The sequence below is a fragment of the Bradyrhizobium sediminis genome (genome assembly GCF_018736085.1).
GTDB lineage: Bacteria > Pseudomonadota > Alphaproteobacteria > Rhizobiales > Xanthobacteraceae > Bradyrhizobium > Bradyrhizobium sediminis.
Window position 1 is genome coordinate 3,850,247 of sequence record NZ_CP076134.1, and the last position, 15,576, is coordinate 3,865,822.

General features: G+C 62.1%; 10 protein-coding genes and 1 pseudogene. 5 read left to right on the top strand and 6 right to left on the bottom strand.

Annotated features, from left to right (window positions below):
* Positions 1 to 45: 45 nt before the first annotated feature.
* The 3 genes from KMZ29_RS18610 to KMZ29_RS18620 are packed head-to-tail and all read right to left on the bottom strand — an operon-like array spanning position 46 to position 5,862.
* Positions 46 to 3,507, bottom strand: a complete 3,462-nt coding sequence (locus tag KMZ29_RS18610) for an error-prone DNA polymerase (RefSeq protein WP_215624331.1) — start codon at positions 3,505 to 3,507, stop codon at positions 46 to 48.
* A 5-nt stretch (positions 3,508 to 3,512) separates the two neighbouring features.
* The gene (locus tag KMZ29_RS18615) at positions 3,513 to 5,165 is read right to left on the bottom strand and encodes a Y-family DNA polymerase (protein WP_215620588.1); all 1,653 of its coding nucleotides are present in this window, start codon (positions 5,163 to 5,165) and stop codon (positions 3,513 to 3,515) included.
* Positions 5,056 to 5,862, bottom strand: coding sequence for an ImuA family protein (locus KMZ29_RS18620; RefSeq protein ID WP_215620589.1), 807 nt, complete (start codon positions 5,860 to 5,862; stop codon positions 5,056 to 5,058). The genes KMZ29_RS18615 and KMZ29_RS18620 overlap by 110 nt, the downstream gene beginning before the upstream one ends.
* 269 nt (positions 5,863 to 6,131) lie before the next feature.
* Here KMZ29_RS18620 and KMZ29_RS18625 point away from each other — a divergent pair.
* Positions 6,132 to 6,728: pseudogene (locus KMZ29_RS18625) on the top strand (UdgX family uracil-DNA binding protein); the annotation flags it as partial.
* 244 nt (positions 6,729 to 6,972) lie between these two features.
* Here the strand turns inward: KMZ29_RS18625 and KMZ29_RS18630 are convergent.
* Positions 6,973 to 8,145, bottom strand: coding sequence for a M20 aminoacylase family protein (locus tag KMZ29_RS18630; RefSeq protein ID WP_215620591.1), 1,173 nt, complete (start codon positions 8,143 to 8,145; stop codon positions 6,973 to 6,975).
* A 242-nt stretch (positions 8,146 to 8,387) separates the two neighbouring features.
* On the opposite strand from KMZ29_RS18630, the gene KMZ29_RS18635 reads away from it, so the two are divergent.
* The 4 genes from KMZ29_RS18635 (at position 8,388) to KMZ29_RS18650 (ending at position 13,753) form a co-directional block, all read left to right on the top strand.
* Positions 8,388 to 10,007, top strand: coding sequence for a GMC family oxidoreductase (locus KMZ29_RS18635; protein WP_215620592.1), 1,620 nt, complete (start codon positions 8,388 to 8,390; stop codon positions 10,005 to 10,007).
* Between the two features lie 284 nt (positions 10,008 to 10,291).
* The gene (locus KMZ29_RS18640) at positions 10,292 to 10,876 is read left to right on the top strand and encodes a hypothetical protein (RefSeq protein WP_215620593.1); all 585 of its coding nucleotides are present in this window, start codon (positions 10,292 to 10,294) and stop codon (positions 10,874 to 10,876) included.
* Positions 10,876 to 13,044 (top strand): M10 family metallopeptidase C-terminal domain-containing protein, encoded by a 2,169-nt coding sequence (locus KMZ29_RS26930; protein WP_215620594.1) that lies wholly within the window; start codon positions 10,876 to 10,878, stop codon positions 13,042 to 13,044. The genes KMZ29_RS18640 and KMZ29_RS26930 overlap by 1 nt, the downstream gene beginning before the upstream one ends.
* 106 nt (positions 13,045 to 13,150) lie before the next feature.
* Entirely contained in the window at positions 13,151 to 13,753 is a 603-nt protein-coding gene (locus tag KMZ29_RS18650; RefSeq protein WP_215620595.1) for a hypothetical protein, read from the top strand.
* Positions 13,754 to 13,781: 28 nt separating this feature from the next.
* Here KMZ29_RS18650 and KMZ29_RS18655 read toward each other — a convergent pair whose 3' ends face one another.
* Together KMZ29_RS18655 and hpnO are read right to left on the bottom strand one after the other, a co-directional pair.
* Positions 13,782 to 14,051 carry a DUF3551 domain-containing protein gene (locus KMZ29_RS18655; RefSeq protein ID WP_215620596.1) on the bottom strand — a complete coding sequence of 90 codons (270 nt, stop codon included), beginning with the start codon at positions 14,049 to 14,051 and terminating at the stop codon, positions 13,782 to 13,784.
* A gap of 70 nt (positions 14,052 to 14,121) precedes the next feature.
* Positions 14,122 to 15,513 (bottom strand): aminobacteriohopanetriol synthase HpnO, encoded by a 1,392-nt coding sequence (gene hpnO, locus KMZ29_RS18660; RefSeq protein ID WP_215620597.1) that lies wholly within the window; start codon positions 15,511 to 15,513, stop codon positions 14,122 to 14,124.
* Positions 15,514 to 15,576: the final 63 nt, after the last annotated feature.

Here is a 15,576-nt window from a genome sequence, read left to right on the forward strand (position 1 = left end):
TGCCGCGGCGGGTATGACAATGAGGGGTGTGGCGGGCAAATTCGCTCAATGAAAATCCCGCGAGGGCGGCAGGATCCGCACATCGCGCGGATGGCGGATTTTCTGGGCTGGACTGTCGGGATGCTCGCGAGGGTCGTCGTTGAGCGGTTCGATCAATGCTGGGCCCGCCGGCACCGGATGTTTTCGGCTGAGCGCGTCGTTGGCGAGACCGACCAGATCATGCGAGCGGTCGCAGAGCCGTTGCGCGACCAGATGCGTCACCTGTTCCGGGCTGCTCTGGATATAGCCCTCGACCAGGATGAGCCGCGCACCCATCACTTCTTTTCGGAACTGTTCCATCACCTTCGGCCATACCACGATATTGGCGATGCCGGTTTCGTCCTCCAGCGTCATGAACACCACGCCCTTGGCGCTGCCCGGACGCTGCCGCACCAGCACCACGCCGGCGCAGCGTACGCGCTTTTTGTCGTTGGCATGGCAGACGCGTTCGCAGGCGAGGACGCCCTCCTTCGCAAACATCGGCCGCAGGAATTCCATCGGATGGCCCTTCAGCGACAGCCGGATGGTCTGATAGTCGGCCACCACCTGCTCCGGCAGCGGCATCTCGGGCAGCGGATGCGCCTTCTCGTCGGGCTGCTCGCGCGCCACGGCGATTTCGAACAGCGGCAGCGGCACGTCGTCGGGCAGCCGCCGCACCGCCCACAATGCGGCGCGGCGATCGAGCCCGATCGAGCGAAACGCATCGGCATCCGCCAGCAGGATCAGCGCGCGCTTGGGCAAGCCAGTGTCGCGGGCGAAATCCTCCAGCGAAGTGAAGGGGCGGCGGGCCCGCGCGGCGACGATGCGCTCGGCCCAGTCCTCCATCTTCTCGCCCTTGTCATTCCGGGGCGTCGCGCTAGCGACGAACTCTGATGTGCTATCGCACATCTGAGAATCCCGAGATTCCGGGTTCGTCGCTGACGCGACGCCCCGGAATGACGGAACGCTTCTCTTCAACCTCGCCTCATCCGGATCGTCCCAGTGAAAGCCGTCGATCTGGCGGAAGCCGAGCCGCACGGCGTGATATTTTCCGCTTCCCTCCTCAAGCATGTTCTGCGCGTGGCTGAACGACACGTCGACCTCGCGCACCTCGACGCCGTTGTTGCGCGCATCGCCGACGATTTGCGCAGGGGCGTAAAAACCCATCGGCTGCGAATTCAACAGCCCGCAGCAGAATGCATCGGGATGGAAATGCTTCAGCCATGACGAGACATAGACCAGCTGGGCGAAACTTGCGGCATGGCTTTCCGGAAAACCGTAGCTGCCGAATCCCTTGATCTGGTCGAAACAGTTTTTCGCGAACGTGGGATCGTAGCCGCGCGCGATCATGTTGTTGACCATCTTGGATTCGAACTTGCCGATGGTGCCGACGTTGCGGAACGTCGCCATGGCGCGGCGCAGGCCGTTGGCTTCCTCCGAGGTGAACTTCGCCGCCTCGATGGCGATCCGCATCGCCTGTTCCTGGAACAGCGGCACGCCGAGGGTCTTGTGCAGAACCTTGTACAGTTCATCCGGGGAGCCGTACTCGAGCGAAGGCGACGGATAGTTTTCCTTTTCAACGCCGTTGCGCCGACGCAGATAGGGATGCACCATGTCGCCCTGGATCGGCCCGGGCCGCACGATGGCGACCTCGATGACGAGGTCGTAAAATATCCGCGGCTTGAGGCGCGGCAGCATGTTCATCTGCGCGCGGCTTTCGACCTGGAAGACGCCGAGCGACTCGCCCCGGCACAGCATGTCGTAGACCTCGGGCACATCCTGCGGGACCGTCGCCAGTTCGTAGCGCTCGCCCTTGTGATCTGAAATCAGGTCGAAGCATTTGCGGATGCAGGTCAGCATGCCCAGCGCCAGCACGTCGACCTTCATCATGTTCAAGGCGTCGACGTCGTCCTTGTCCCATTCGATGAAGGTGCGGTCGTCCATCGCGGCGTTGCCGATCGGCACATAGCTGTCGAGACGGTCCTGGGTCAGCACATAGCCGCCGACATGCTGCGACAGATGCCGCGGAAATTCGATCAGTTCGGCGGCAAGCTCGACGGCGAGGTCGACCATGGGATTTTGCGGGTCGAGGCCCGCCTGCCTGACCTGCATTTCGTTGAGGCCCTTGCCCCAGCTGCCCCACACCGTATCGGCCAGTGCGGCGGTGACATCTTCCGTCAGCCCCAGCGCCTTGCCGACGTCGCGGATCGCGCTGCGCGGGCGATAATGAATCACAGTGGCGATGATCGCGGCGCGATGCCGGCCATATCGGCGGTAGACATACTGCATCACCTCCTCGCGCCGCGAATGCTCGAAATCGACGTCGATGTCGGGCGGCTCCAGCCGTTCCTTGGAAATGAACCGCTCGAACAGCAGATCGACCTTGGTCGGGTCAACCGAGGTCACGCCGAGCACGTAACAGACGGCCGAGTTCGCCGCCGATCCCCGGCCCTGGCAGAGGATATTCTGGCTGCGCGCATAACGGACGATGTCGTGCACGGTGAGAAAATAATGCGCGTATTTCAGCTTCCGGATCAGCCGCAGTTCCTTGTGCAGGACCTTCCTGGTCTTGGGCGAAATCCGGACCGGAAATCTCTGGTGCGCGCCGGCCCAGGTCAGGTCTTCCAGATGGCGCTGCGCGGTCTTGCCCGGCGGCACCGGTTCGTCGGGATATTGGTATTTGAGCTGATCGAGCGAAAACGTAATGCGATCCGCGAACCGCTTGGTTTCCGCGATCGCCTCCGGCGCATCGCGAAACAGCCGCGCCATTTCGTGTCCCGGCTTGAGGTAGCGTTCGGCATTGGCTTCGAGACGCCGGCCGATGGCGTCGATGGTGGTCTTTTCGCGAATGCAGGTAAGAACATCCTGCAGCGGGCGGCGCGCGGGATGGTGATACAGCACCTCGTTGGTCGCCAGCAGCGGCACCCGGGCGGTGGCGGCGATCCGCTGCAGCCGTCCGAAACGGCGCCTGTCATCACCGCGATACAACAGGCTCGCCGCCAGCCACACGCCATCGGCGCGGCTGCGCTGCAACAGGTCCAGCAGCTGAAACGCTGCGGCCGCCTCGAAGCGATGCGGCAGCGCCAGAACCAGAAGCTGCCCTTCGCTGAATTCGAGGAGATCATCCAGCTTCAGGCGACATTCGCCCTTATCGGTCTTGTCGGCATCGTCGCCGCGCTTGCCGCGGGTAAGCAGCTGGCATAGCCGGCCGTAAGCCGCACGGTCACGCGGATAGACCAGGATGTCCGGCGTGCCGTCGATAAAGACGAGGCGCGAACCGACCAGAAGCTTCGGCCGGCATCTGACCTCGGGGTTTTCCAGCTCCTTGTAGGCCCGCACCACGCCGGCCAACGTGTTGTGATCGGCAATGCCGATGGCGGGAAGCCGCAATTCGCTCGCCTGCTGCACATATTCCTGCGGATGCGACCCGCCACGCAGGAACGAGAAATTCGTGGCGATGCCGATCTCGGCATAGGCCATGCCATCCATGCGGCTCATGCGAACAGTCCATGCACGAACCAGTTCGGCTGAGCGATTTCGCCCTCGCGCTGCGCGATCTCGCGATTGTACAAACCGTCGCGGTACAGCCAGAACCGCAGGCCGGCTTCGTCCTCGACGCGGAAATAATCGCGCGTCAGCATCTCGGCCGGGGAACGCCACCATTCCATGGCGACGCGCTCCGGACCTTCGACGCGCATCACCGTATGGGTGGCCCGCCGCCACTGAAACCACGCCGGCGGCCCATCCGGCACTTCCGCGATCACCTTGATCGCTTCCGGCCGCGCGAACAGCCGCAGCGGCCTCAAGGGAGGTTCGCTCTCCGCCCGTACCGGCCAGTCCGCCTGCTGGGCCGCAGCAAGATGATGCTGCGCCTGCGCCGCCAGTACCGCGCGTTCGGGAATATGGGTGTCCTGCGGCAAGTACACGACCACGCGCCGTCCGCCGATCCGCGCGGCGATGCGGTCGATCAGGGCCGCTAGTTCGTCATTGTCGTGCACCTTGGCGTCGAGATCGCGCTGCTGCTGCACGACGATCTCGACGCGGCTGGCCGACAGGCGAATGAGATCGAAGCCGAAACCGGGATCGAGCGGATCGTTCAGGGCATCGAGCCGCTCGCGAAACAGCCGGTCGATCACCTCGGCCTTGGTCACGGGCTGACCGGTGTCGACCGCGATCGCGCGAACGATCCCGTCGGTGCGGAAGAAATGGGCTTGCAGCTGCCGCGCGCCCTTGCCCTGCCGGTCCATCGCCGCGACCAGCATCCCGGCCAGACGCGACAGCGTTGCCGAGATCACGGCTTCGGTGGCGACCGGTTCAGAGAACCTTTTCTCCACGATGTAATCCGGCAGCGGTTTGCGCGGACTGATCGGCGCATCGCCCTGCCCCAGCGCGCCTTCCAGCAGGGTGGTGAAATCAGCGCCGAACCTTGCCGTGATCTCGTGACGCGCGCGCGCGGCCACATCGCCGATGGTTTTCAGCCCGGCGCGGCGCAGGCCGCGGGTGATGGCGTCAGCGGCGCCGAGCGCGGACACCGGCAGCGGCCCGACCGCAGCGGCTTCCTCGCCCTCGGCGATGATTTTTCCCGAAACATGGCGCGTCATCGTCCGCGCGCAGATCGAGGTACTGGCGATGCCTGCGCTGACGGCAAAGCCGTGCCGCGTCAGCGCGCCGCAGACGATATCCATCAGCGCGGCCTCGCCGCCGAACAGATGGGCGCAACCGGTGATGTCGAGAAACAGGCCATGCGGGGGGTCGAGCGCCACCAGCGGCGTGAAGCGGTCGCACCAACAGGCGATGTCGTCCAGCGCCCTGGCGTCGGCCGCCTCATCGGCATCGAACACTGTTATTTGCGGGCAGATGGCGCGGGCATTGGCGAGCGGCAGGCCGATCGAAAGCCCGAGGCGCGCGGCGGCGTCATCGAGCGCGAAAATGTGCAGCGCGTTGTTTTGCCTGGCGACGACGATGCTGGGACCGTTTTGCGTTGACGCGTTTTCTTCACGCGAACCGGCACCCACTTCGCTTGAAAACGCTTTGGTACTAACCAGCAAGTCGCCGACGCGCGCGAGCTGGCGCTTGATGCGATCGATGGGCAGGCGCGGCAGCCACAGGCTGAGGATACGCCGCCGGTTTCTCGAAAAGGCACTCATCACATTTCCATTCCATGATCCACCGCCCGACAGGGCCATGACGGTTGCGGACGAGTTGCGCGTCGAACACTGGCGCGCCCCACGCGCTCCCAAGCGCCGCAGGCATTAAAGCTGGAGCAGGCGGCGAATGCGCCGCGCGCACGATCCATCGTGTCTCCGCCGTCGAGGGCTGAGGTTCCGCCGCCACCCGCAGCACTAATCCGGTGACTCCGGAAGCCTGCGCCGCCAGCGTCAGCTTGCGGCTGGCGACGAGATCGAGCTGTCGTGTTTCGCCCCAGACTTCCAGCACCACGGCGCCAAGCGCATCGCAGGCCAGCGCGTCGGCGGCGGTGCGCAATGCGGCGTTGATGTCGGCGGCGCGCACCGTCACCACGAGGCGCGGATCGAGGCCGAGTTCGGCCAGCCCGCTCATCGACAGCGCGCCGGATTCCAGCTCGACGAAATCCTGCCGTACCCAGACCAGAGGCCGCCGCGTCGCCGCCCGCCCCGCCAGGCCTGCGATGAAGCCCGTCGCCGCGGCGCTCTGCCGTCCCTCGGCGAACACCTCGTGCACCGCGGCCAGCGCGAGGCCGCCCTGCAGCGTCGCATCCGCATCCGCATGCCCGAGCGCGACGCGCGCAGGCGCGTCGGCATGGGCCTCGATACGCTCGATGCTGCCGCGCAAACTCGCAAGCGTGTTCGTGCGTGCGCCGCTCATGCGCCGCTCCCTCTGGGATGGTGGCCGCCGCCGGTTCAGGAGAGAACCAGCGACCGGCCCATTTGTTCATGATATGTTCTAATATAAAGCTAATAGGCCCTGCGGAGTCAATCGAGATCCGCATTCACGATTTTCGTGAACAATTCCAATTGGATGTAAAGGAGCCTTCGACGCCCTGCCCGCATTGGCTCCCGGCTCGGCGCAGTGATAGCCTCAACGGGAAGCGGAAAACGCCCATGACCCCAGCGTCTCACCCCTCCGGCGTCAGCCTCGAAGCCTTGCGCGAGGAGGCCGCCGGCTGCCGCGCCTGTCCGCTCTGGAAAGATGCGACGCAGACCGTGTTCGGCGAAGGCCCGCCGCACGCATCACTGATGCTGGTCGGCGAGCAGCCCGGCGACAAGGAAGACCTCGCCGGCAGGCCGTTCGTGGGGCCTGCAGGAGTGATGCTCGACCGCGCGCTGGAACAGGTCGGCATCGACCGCAAGAAGGTCTACGTCACCAACGCGGTGAAGCATTTCAAATTCGTGAGGCGCGGAAAAATCCGCCTGCACCAGAAGCCGACGACGCCTGAAATCAGGGCATGCCGGCCATGGTACGAACGCGAACTCAAGTCGATCAAACCCGATCTGGTGGTGGCGATGGGCGCCACCGCGGCGCAAAGCGTGTTCGGCAAGATCACGCCGATCAACCGGAGCCGCGGCCGCCTGATCGATCTCGACGACGGCTGCAAAGCGCTGGTGACGGTGCATCCGTCCTATCTGTTGCGGCTGCCGGATGCGGCCGCCAAGGCGCGGGAATATCAGCGCTTTGTCGATGACTTGAAAATTGCCGCCGATCTCATGAGAAAATTGGCGCGCGCAGCGTAAGGATATGCACACCATTCATGCACGAGCTTCGCCGCAAGGATTTGACATTCATTCGCACAACCTTTAATTGTAAGTGTATTAGCGCCGTGACGTTCTCAGGGGTCGGCGCGCTGCGTGGCGGCCCTAGCCCCGGACGCTGCGCAGCGCGCCGCTCTTGCGGCGCGCGACAATCCCGCCATGTTCCGCCTCATCGCGATATCAGCCGCGCCGTCAACGTCGTGCGACGGAGGGGGCAGACGACGGCTCACGCCGCCAGCGTGTTCTCGACCAGCTTGATCCAGTATGACGTGCCGTAGACGATGGCGTCGTCGTTGAAGTTGTAGGCGGGATGGTGCAGGCCGGCGCTGTCGCCATTGCCGCAGAAGATGAACGCCCCCGGACGCGCCTCCAGCATGTAGGCGAAATCCTCCGCACCCATCAGCGGCGGCATCTCGTGCACGTTGGCGTCACCGGCAATTTCCTTCGCCACCTGGATCGCGAAATCGGTCTGCGAGGCGTGATTGATCACGACCGGATAGCCGCGTTCGTAGACCAGATCGATCCTGGCGCCGGTCATCTGCGCCACACCCGCAACCACCTCGCGCACCCGCTTCTCGATCAGTTCCCTCACGTCGGCCGTCAGAGTGCGGACGGTGCCCCGCAGTTCCGCAGTCTGCGGGATCACGTTGCGGGCGTTGCCGGCGTGGAATTCGCACATCGAAATCACGGCCGATTCCAGCGGATCGATGGTGCGCGCGACGATCGACTGCAAGGCGTTGATGAGCTGCGCGCCGACCAGGACGGAATCGATGCATTTGTGCGGCCGCGCCGCGTGGCCGCCGAGCCCTTCGATCCGGATGTCGATGGAATCGGTCGCCGCCATGATCGGCCCCTGCCGGATCGCGAAGGAACCGACGGGAATTCCCGGGCCGTTATGCATGCCGTAGACCTGATCGATGGCGAAGCGGTCCATCAGGCCGTCCTTGATCATCGCCGCGGCGCCGGCGCCGCCCTCCTCCGCCGGCTGAAAGATCACCACCGCGTCGCCGGCGAAATTCCGGGTCTCGGCGAGGTAGCGCGCCGCACCCAGCAGCATCGCGGTGTGCCCGTCATGGCCGCAGGCGTGCATCTTGCCCGGCGTCTTGGAGGCGTATGGCAGATCGGTCTCCTCCTCGATCGGCAGCGCGTCCATGTCGGCACGCAGCCCGATCACCTTGACGTCGCCCTTGCCGGCGGGCTTGCGGCCCTTGATGACGCCGACCACGCCGGTGACGCCGAGGCCGGTGGCGACCTCGTCGCAGCCGAATTCACGCAACCGGTCCGCCACAAATGCCGCGGTGCGGTGAACGTCGTAGAGCAATTCGGGGTTTTCATGGATATCGCGGCGCCAGGCCTGGATATCGGGTTGCAGATCGGCGACGCGGTTGACAATGGGCATGGGAAAAATCTCGGTTGGTTTGAGTGCTTCGTCCTCTCTAGCATGCAAGAACCGATCCGCCCAATACTCCTGCTGCGGACTGCGATACGCCGGACGGCCTGCCAAAGCCGTCATGGCCGGGCTTGTCCCGGCCATCCACGTCTGACTATTAGAGAAGGAAGACGTTATCAGAGAGGAAGTCGTGGATGCCCGGGACAAGCCCGGGCATGACGATCAATGGTAGACCACCGGAATTCGAACACATGCCGCGAAGGCTTGAAGGTGATTTCGACTATATCGTCGTCGGCGCGGGCACTGCCGGCTGCATCGTCGCCAACCGGCTGTCGGCCGATCCCACGAAGCGGGTGCTGATCCTGGAGGCCGGCGGCAACGACAACTGGATCTGGTTTCACATCCCGGTCGGCTATCTCTTCGCGATCGGCAATCCCCGTTCCGACTGGATGTTCCGGACCGAACCGGAACCCGGGCTCAACGGCCGTTCGCTGGCCTATCCCCGCGGCAAGGTGATCGGCGGCTGCTCCGCCATCAACGCCATGATCTCGATGCGGGGACAAGCCGCCGACTATGATCACTGGCGCCAGCTCGGCCTTGCCGGCTGGGGCTATGACGACGTGCTGCCGGCGTTCCGGCGGCTGGAGGATCATTTCCTTGGGCCAAGCGAGCATCATGGCTCAGGCGGCGGCTGGCGCATCGAAGCGCCGCGGTTGTCCTGGGCCATTCTCGACGCGGTTGGCGATGCCGCGGAAGAAATGGGCATCCGCAAGATTTCGGACTTCAACACCGGCGACAATGAGGGCGTCGGCTATTTCCATGTCAACCAGAAGCGCGGGCGCCGCTGGTCTTCCGCGCGGGGGTTCCTCAAGCCGGCATTGACGCGTCCCAACCTGCGGCTCGAAAAGGACGTGCTGGTCGACCGCCTGATCGTCGAGAATGGCCGCGCCGTCGGCGTGCGATTCATGCAGGGCGGCGAAGTGGTCGAGGCCCGCACCAAGGGCGAAGTGATCTTGAGCGCCGGCTCGATCGGCTCGACCCAGGTGCTGCACCGCTCCGGCATCGGCCCGGCCGACTGGCTGGCGCCGCTCGGCATCGATGTCGTGCTCGACCGCCAGGGCGTCGGACGCAATCTGCAGGATCATCTGCAGCAGCGCGCGATCTACAAGGTGCAGGGCGTCCGCACCCTCAACGAGACCTATTACTCGCTGTTTCGGCGCGGCCTGATGGGCCTCGACTATGCGTTCCGCCGCCGCGGCCCGCTGACCATGGCGCCGTCGCAGCTCGGGATCTTCACGCGCTCCGACGCTACCCGCGAGCACGCCAACATCCAGTTCCACGTGCAGCCGCTGTCGCTGGACAAGTTCGGCGATCCGCTGCACCGCTTCCCTGCGATCACCGTGAGCGCCTGCAATCTGCGGCCGACCTCGCGCGGCACCGTGCGCATTCGCTCGGCTCAGGCCGACCAGGCGCCGGCGATCGCGCCTAATTATTTGTCGACTGCCGAAGACCGCGAGGTCGCCGCCGACGCCATCCGCGCCACGCGACGGCTGATGAAGCAGCCGGTGCTCGCGCGCTATCATCCGGAAGAATATCTGCCGGGGCCCTCGGTCGGCGATGACGATGCCTCGCTGGCGAAAGCCGCCGGCGATATCGGCACCACGATCTTTCACCCCGTAGGCACCGCGAAGATGGGCACGGCCGGCGATCCGATGGCCGTGGTCGATGAGCGGCTGCGCTTTCACGGACTTGCCGGCCTGCGCGTGGTCGATGCCTCCATCATGCCTACGATCACGTCGGGGAATACCAACACCCCGACCGCGATGATCGCCGAAATGGGCGCGACGATGATTTTAGAGGATGGGCGCTGATCGGCCGCAGTGGCGCGGGAAGCCGCCCATCATACACGCGCCATCGTCACGTCATCCATTCTCTTTCGATCAAAGGTTGCAGCGCTCGATTACCAATATCCATCGAGCGATAACGAACCTTTAACTTTGATCCAACGTGCAATCATCCGTGCGACGAAAAAGTGACTATTGACATCGGGAAGCGCACGAGCAATCTAAGGTTGTTACGTTTGTTGACTCAGATCTGACCTGCGCGACCAAGTTGATGGTGGTCTCCAAATGAACTGTACGGTCCGATGAGACGAATGAACGAAGTCACGGCACGTTATGCCAGACGCTTCAAGACCGTGATCTTCGCGATGCTTCTCCTTGTCAGCGAGTGTGCGTCAACATCATGGGCAGCAATCTACCAAACTGGCCCGTTTCGGAGTGTCTGCAGCTCGGTTGAGATTTCGGCGGAGCCGGAGGTGTTTCAACGCTTTGTACATGCAACCGTCAATGAAATTGTCGCGCGCACGATCGAAGCGCGCTTGCGCACGCTGGGGCTTACCTATCCGGTCCTCGCAGGACCGGATTGTCTGAGGGAACGCGCAAGCGCGCCGCGGCAGTTGAGCCTCCAGTTCTATGCGCGTGCGGTTTCCGACCCCGAACACCCCCGCCGGCTGCTCATCTCCTTGATCATGCACAGCTACTACAAGGATACGACGGCGGAAGGCCCTTACCATCGCGATATCCCAAGGGCACACCACGAGTTCCCAACGGAAGTTAGTTTCTGTTCGGCGGAAACCGATCCTTCGCGCTGCCTGACTGATCGCGTGATCAACTACTTCGACGCGACCATGCTGAAAATCATTGAACGCGCTCAAGAACTCCAAAAAAGGGGACGATGATGACGGCAGCCCAGAATATTGCCGAGCTCCTAACCGGCTACAAATGGACAACCACCACCATCACCTACACCTTCATAACCGAGTACGCGCCTTACACGCCTGAAGGCTATCAAGAGCCAGGAGGGCCGACCCTTCTATCTGAGGAGCAAAAAGCCGCGACGAGGCAACTCTTTGCTGACGTTCAAAGCTTTCTTGGCGTCCAGTTCGTCGAAGTCGGCCAGGACAACAGCCAAGACCAGATAGGCCAAATCGCGATCGGAATGCGCGGCAACATCATATCGCCAGACGTTGCACTGACGAACGCCAATCTCAGCACTCCCGGTGACGGAGGTGATATATGGCTCAGAGCCGGATCATACGGCGACGGCGCGGTTACCAATCTTTTCCTTAATACTATGCTGCATGAGATCGGGCATGCACTTGGCTTGGGCCATCCATCGTTTGGAGGCGTGCAGAATACACCGCGTTACACTGTCGACTCAGACATTGCTGGTGACTTGGGACGTCCGACAAAACTGCAACTCTACGACATCAGCGCACTGCAATATCTTTATGGTGCTGCCAGCAGCCGAAATCCCGGCAACACTACATATTCCTACTCTTCAGGCGATCCAATGGAGTCCATTTGGGACACCGGCGGGAATGACACCATAACCGCAGCCGGCCGGTCGGCGAGCGTTGTGATCAACCTCAACGATACGGCATTCAGTTCGATCGGCTTTACAGCGAACAATCTAGAGGCGCCAAGCAAGAATATCTCGATTGCGAAAGGCGTCGTCATCGAAAACGCAATTGGCGGAAATGGCGCTGACGTTCTGATTGGAAACGCTACCGGGAACACGCTAACCGGAAATGACGGAGATGATTTCATCTTTGGCGACGAGGTCACGGCCCGCGGATTCTTTCCGGCAGCCGGAGCCTCAGCGACAATACGCGGAATCTACTGGGACGGCGACTTGCTCTCTGTCGGCACTTACCAAACGGCAGGTACGGACTCGACAACCGACAATGACGTCATCGATGCCGGAGCGGGAGCCGATTGGGTGTTCGCCGGAAAGGGCGCCGATAAGGTGGATGGCGGAGCCGGCAACGATTTCCTCGATGGCGGCGACCAGATTGACGAGATGGCCTACAATGGCATCAGCGGCAACGTGCAGATTCAGAAGCTTGCAGCGTCGTCGGTCCCCAATGACATTGCCGCGAACGGACAGCCCGTATTCCAGATAACCGTCCAGAGGAATGGCAGCTCCGAGATCGACACGATTCGCGGGTTTGAAACGGTGTCGTTTGGCGACGGATCGCAGAAATTCAAGGGCGACTTCTCGCTGGGCGATGATTCGCTATTGCTTGATGGCGGAGCCGGCGTCGACTCTTTCGACTTCTCGACTGCATCCAATTCAATCACTATTTACACAGGACCAGTTAACGGAGAAGAGAATTCAGTTATCAGTGGAATGGGTGTTTCGCTCAAGAATTTTGAAGCCTTCGTTGGTTCAGCAAATAATGACGTCTTTTGGTTCAATGATGGCGATCAACTCCTCTATGGGCGCTCGGGAGATGACAATCTCAGCGGCGGCATCGGAAACGATGTCCTGGAGGGAGGCGAAGGAGAAGATATCCTTTATGGAGGCGATGGAGCCGACACGTTCATCTTAGGAGATGGTTTCGACTTTATCATGGATGCTGATGCAGGCGACCGCTTGTTCATCCGCCTCCCGGCAATTGCCGGAAACGGTTCGGGTGAGACCGTCGTGCCAATTCTCGGGGGGTTCTTTGAGAATACGGCCTGGGATCCCGGACCACACGGCACCACCATCGGGGACAGTGCCGCCATTTTCAAACCTCGCGACGTGATTTGGGGTGAGGCTGATGCTTCGCTCTATCAATCTCTGGGTACCGACTTCCAGATCGATTTCTGGCTTGATGGTACCGATCTCATCGTCTCTATCAACACGCAAGCGGGCGAACAGGTCGGTGGTGCCGTCATAGTTGGCTATGAACCCGGCGACCTCGGACTTGTATTTGAAGAGAAGATATCACCGTACCAAGTGGACGGTGTCCGTTCGTGGTTCGATGAAGCCGAGCTCGCCTGGGAGGCGGGACATAAGGCCCTGCTCAACAACGGGGTCTTTGGCAGCATTCAGCAAGCCTCGGACTTCATCATCTAGTATCGATGCTTCCACGGCATCGCCGGCCCGCGCGTTGCCTCTCTGTTCGTTGACTCAAACTTGACGGCCCCGGTGGTGGTGGTTCCAAAATGGAATGTAGGGTCCGATGAGACAAGTGAACCAAGCATTGGCGCATTATGCCAGACGGCGCAAGAACGAGATGATCGCCACGATCCTCATTGCCAGCGCGGGCGCCTCAACATCACAGGCAACAACCCTTCCGTTTGAGTACGGGGCATTTCGGAGCGTCTGCACTTCGGTGGAGATTTCGGCGGATCCGCAGGTGGAACAGGGATTTGCCAGGGCAACCATCAATGAAAACGTCGCACGTGCAATCCAGGAGCGACTTCGCGTGTTGGGTCCTACTTACCCGGTCGTTGCCGGACCGGCCTGCTTGAGAGAGCGCGCGACAGCGCCGCAACAGTTGGGCCTCCTGTTCTATGCTCGCGTGGTTTCCGACCCTGAACATCCGCGCCGACTGATCGTCTCACTGATCATGCACAGCTTCTACAACGATCCAAAGTCGCCAGGTCCCTACCATACCGACATTCCAAAAGCACAACATGAATTCCCAACTGACGTGAGTTTCTGTTCTGCCGAAGTGGACCCTTCGCACTGCCTGACGGATCGCGTCGTCGGCTACTTCGATGTGACGATGCTCAAGATCATTGAACTTGCCCAAGAACTTCTTAGAGGAGGACGGCGGTGACGGCGGTACCTCCATGCGTTGGATCAGCTCAATCGACGCGGCGATGCCGCCGGTCTCGTCGTCCCGGTGCCGCTTTTGCGCCCGCGTAATATGGATTGATGATGCACTGTGCAGCGCGGCCCGATGCCGACATATTGCACTGTGCCAGCGAGGTATAAGCGCATTCGAAGTAATAGTCCCTCCAACCCTGGTAGACTTGCAGGCAGACCGGATAATCCGGGCTATAAGTCTGGGCCAGCGTCGGCTTCGCTGTCAGAAGCGTTGCGATTGTCAAAATCGCCAAAGCCAGAATGCGCATCGGAATCTCCCTCGAGCTTGGCGCTACGCGCGGTGCCTGTCACCGGGCGCGCATTCGCGCGACCCGTTGGCTACGCCGACTTCCGCACGGCGTTGTCGACCAGCGTCTTGCCGAGCGACCAGATCGCGCCGGGGACCTTGTGGCTGGCGGCGATGACGGTGTCGAACGCCGTCTCGATCCAGGTGCAGTCTTCCTGCGTGATAGTCAGCGGCGGCAACAGCTTGATGGTGTGGCTGCCGTGGCCGGAGACCTGCGTCAGGATCTTGTGATCCTTGAACAGCGGCACGGTGATGAGCTGGCAGAACAGGCCCTTGTTGGCGCTCTCCAGCAAATTCCACGACGCCTTCAGCTTCAGCGATTTCGGCGGGCCGAACTCGACGCCGATCATCAGTCCCTTGCCGCGGACTTCCTTCATCAATTCGTAGCCCGGCACCATCCGGGTCAGCGCCAGCCGCAGTTCGGCGCCGCGCTTGGCCGCCTGCTCGACCAGCTTCTCGGCCTCCATCACTTCCAGTGTCGCGATTCCGGCGGCCATTGCCAGATCGTTCTTCGCAAAGGTCGATCCGTGCACCACCGCACGGTCCATCTGATTGAAGATCTTGTCGAAGATGCTCTTGCGGGTCAAAAGCGCGCCGACCGGAACGTGACCGCCCGACAATGCCTTCGCCAGGAGCACCATGTCGGGTTCGACATTCCAGTGCTCGATCGCGAGGAAGCGCCCGGTGCGGCCGATACCGGTCTGGATTTCGTCGGCGATGAACAGGGTGCCGTATTTGCGGCAAAGCGCTGCAGCGCCGGGCAGGAATTCATCGGTGGGCATGTTGACGCCCTTGCCCTGGATCGGCTCGACGATGAAGGCGGCGACCTCGCGCGACGACAGCGCCCGCTCGAGCGCGGCGAGATCGTTGAAGGGGATCGAGGTGCATCCGGGCAGCAGCGGTTCGAATCCGGCGCGGAAGTTCGGATCGTCAGTCAGCGACAGTGCGCCGTAAGACAATCCGTGAAACGCATGCTCACAATAGACGATGCCGGGGCGTCGGGTGGCGCCGCGCGCGAACTTGATCGCGGCCTCGACGGTTTCAGCCCCGGAATTGGCGAAGAACACCTTGTCCAGCCAGGGGACGTATTTGAGCAGCCGTTCGGCCAGCACGCCCGCCAGCGTCGAGACGTCGAGTTGCACGAGATTGGGCAGATCGGCATCGAGAACGCTCTTCAACGCCTTGCGCAGCGCCGGATGGTTGCGGCCAATCGCAAAAACGCCAAATCCGCTCAGTAGATCGAGGTAGCGCGCGCCGTCGCGATCGTACAGGTACTGGCCCTGCCCCTTCTGAAAGCCGACGTCGTAGCCGATGGTCTTGAGAACCCGTACCAGCTGCTCATTGAGGTGGCGGGCATGCATGGAACTGCGCTGCGCCTGCCGGTCCACAAACATCTCGGAAACGTCTAGATTTGAATATAGCATTCGTTACTTACTTCGGTTGATGGGCATTTCGTCAACTGAAAACGCAAAATGCGGCGTTTTGAC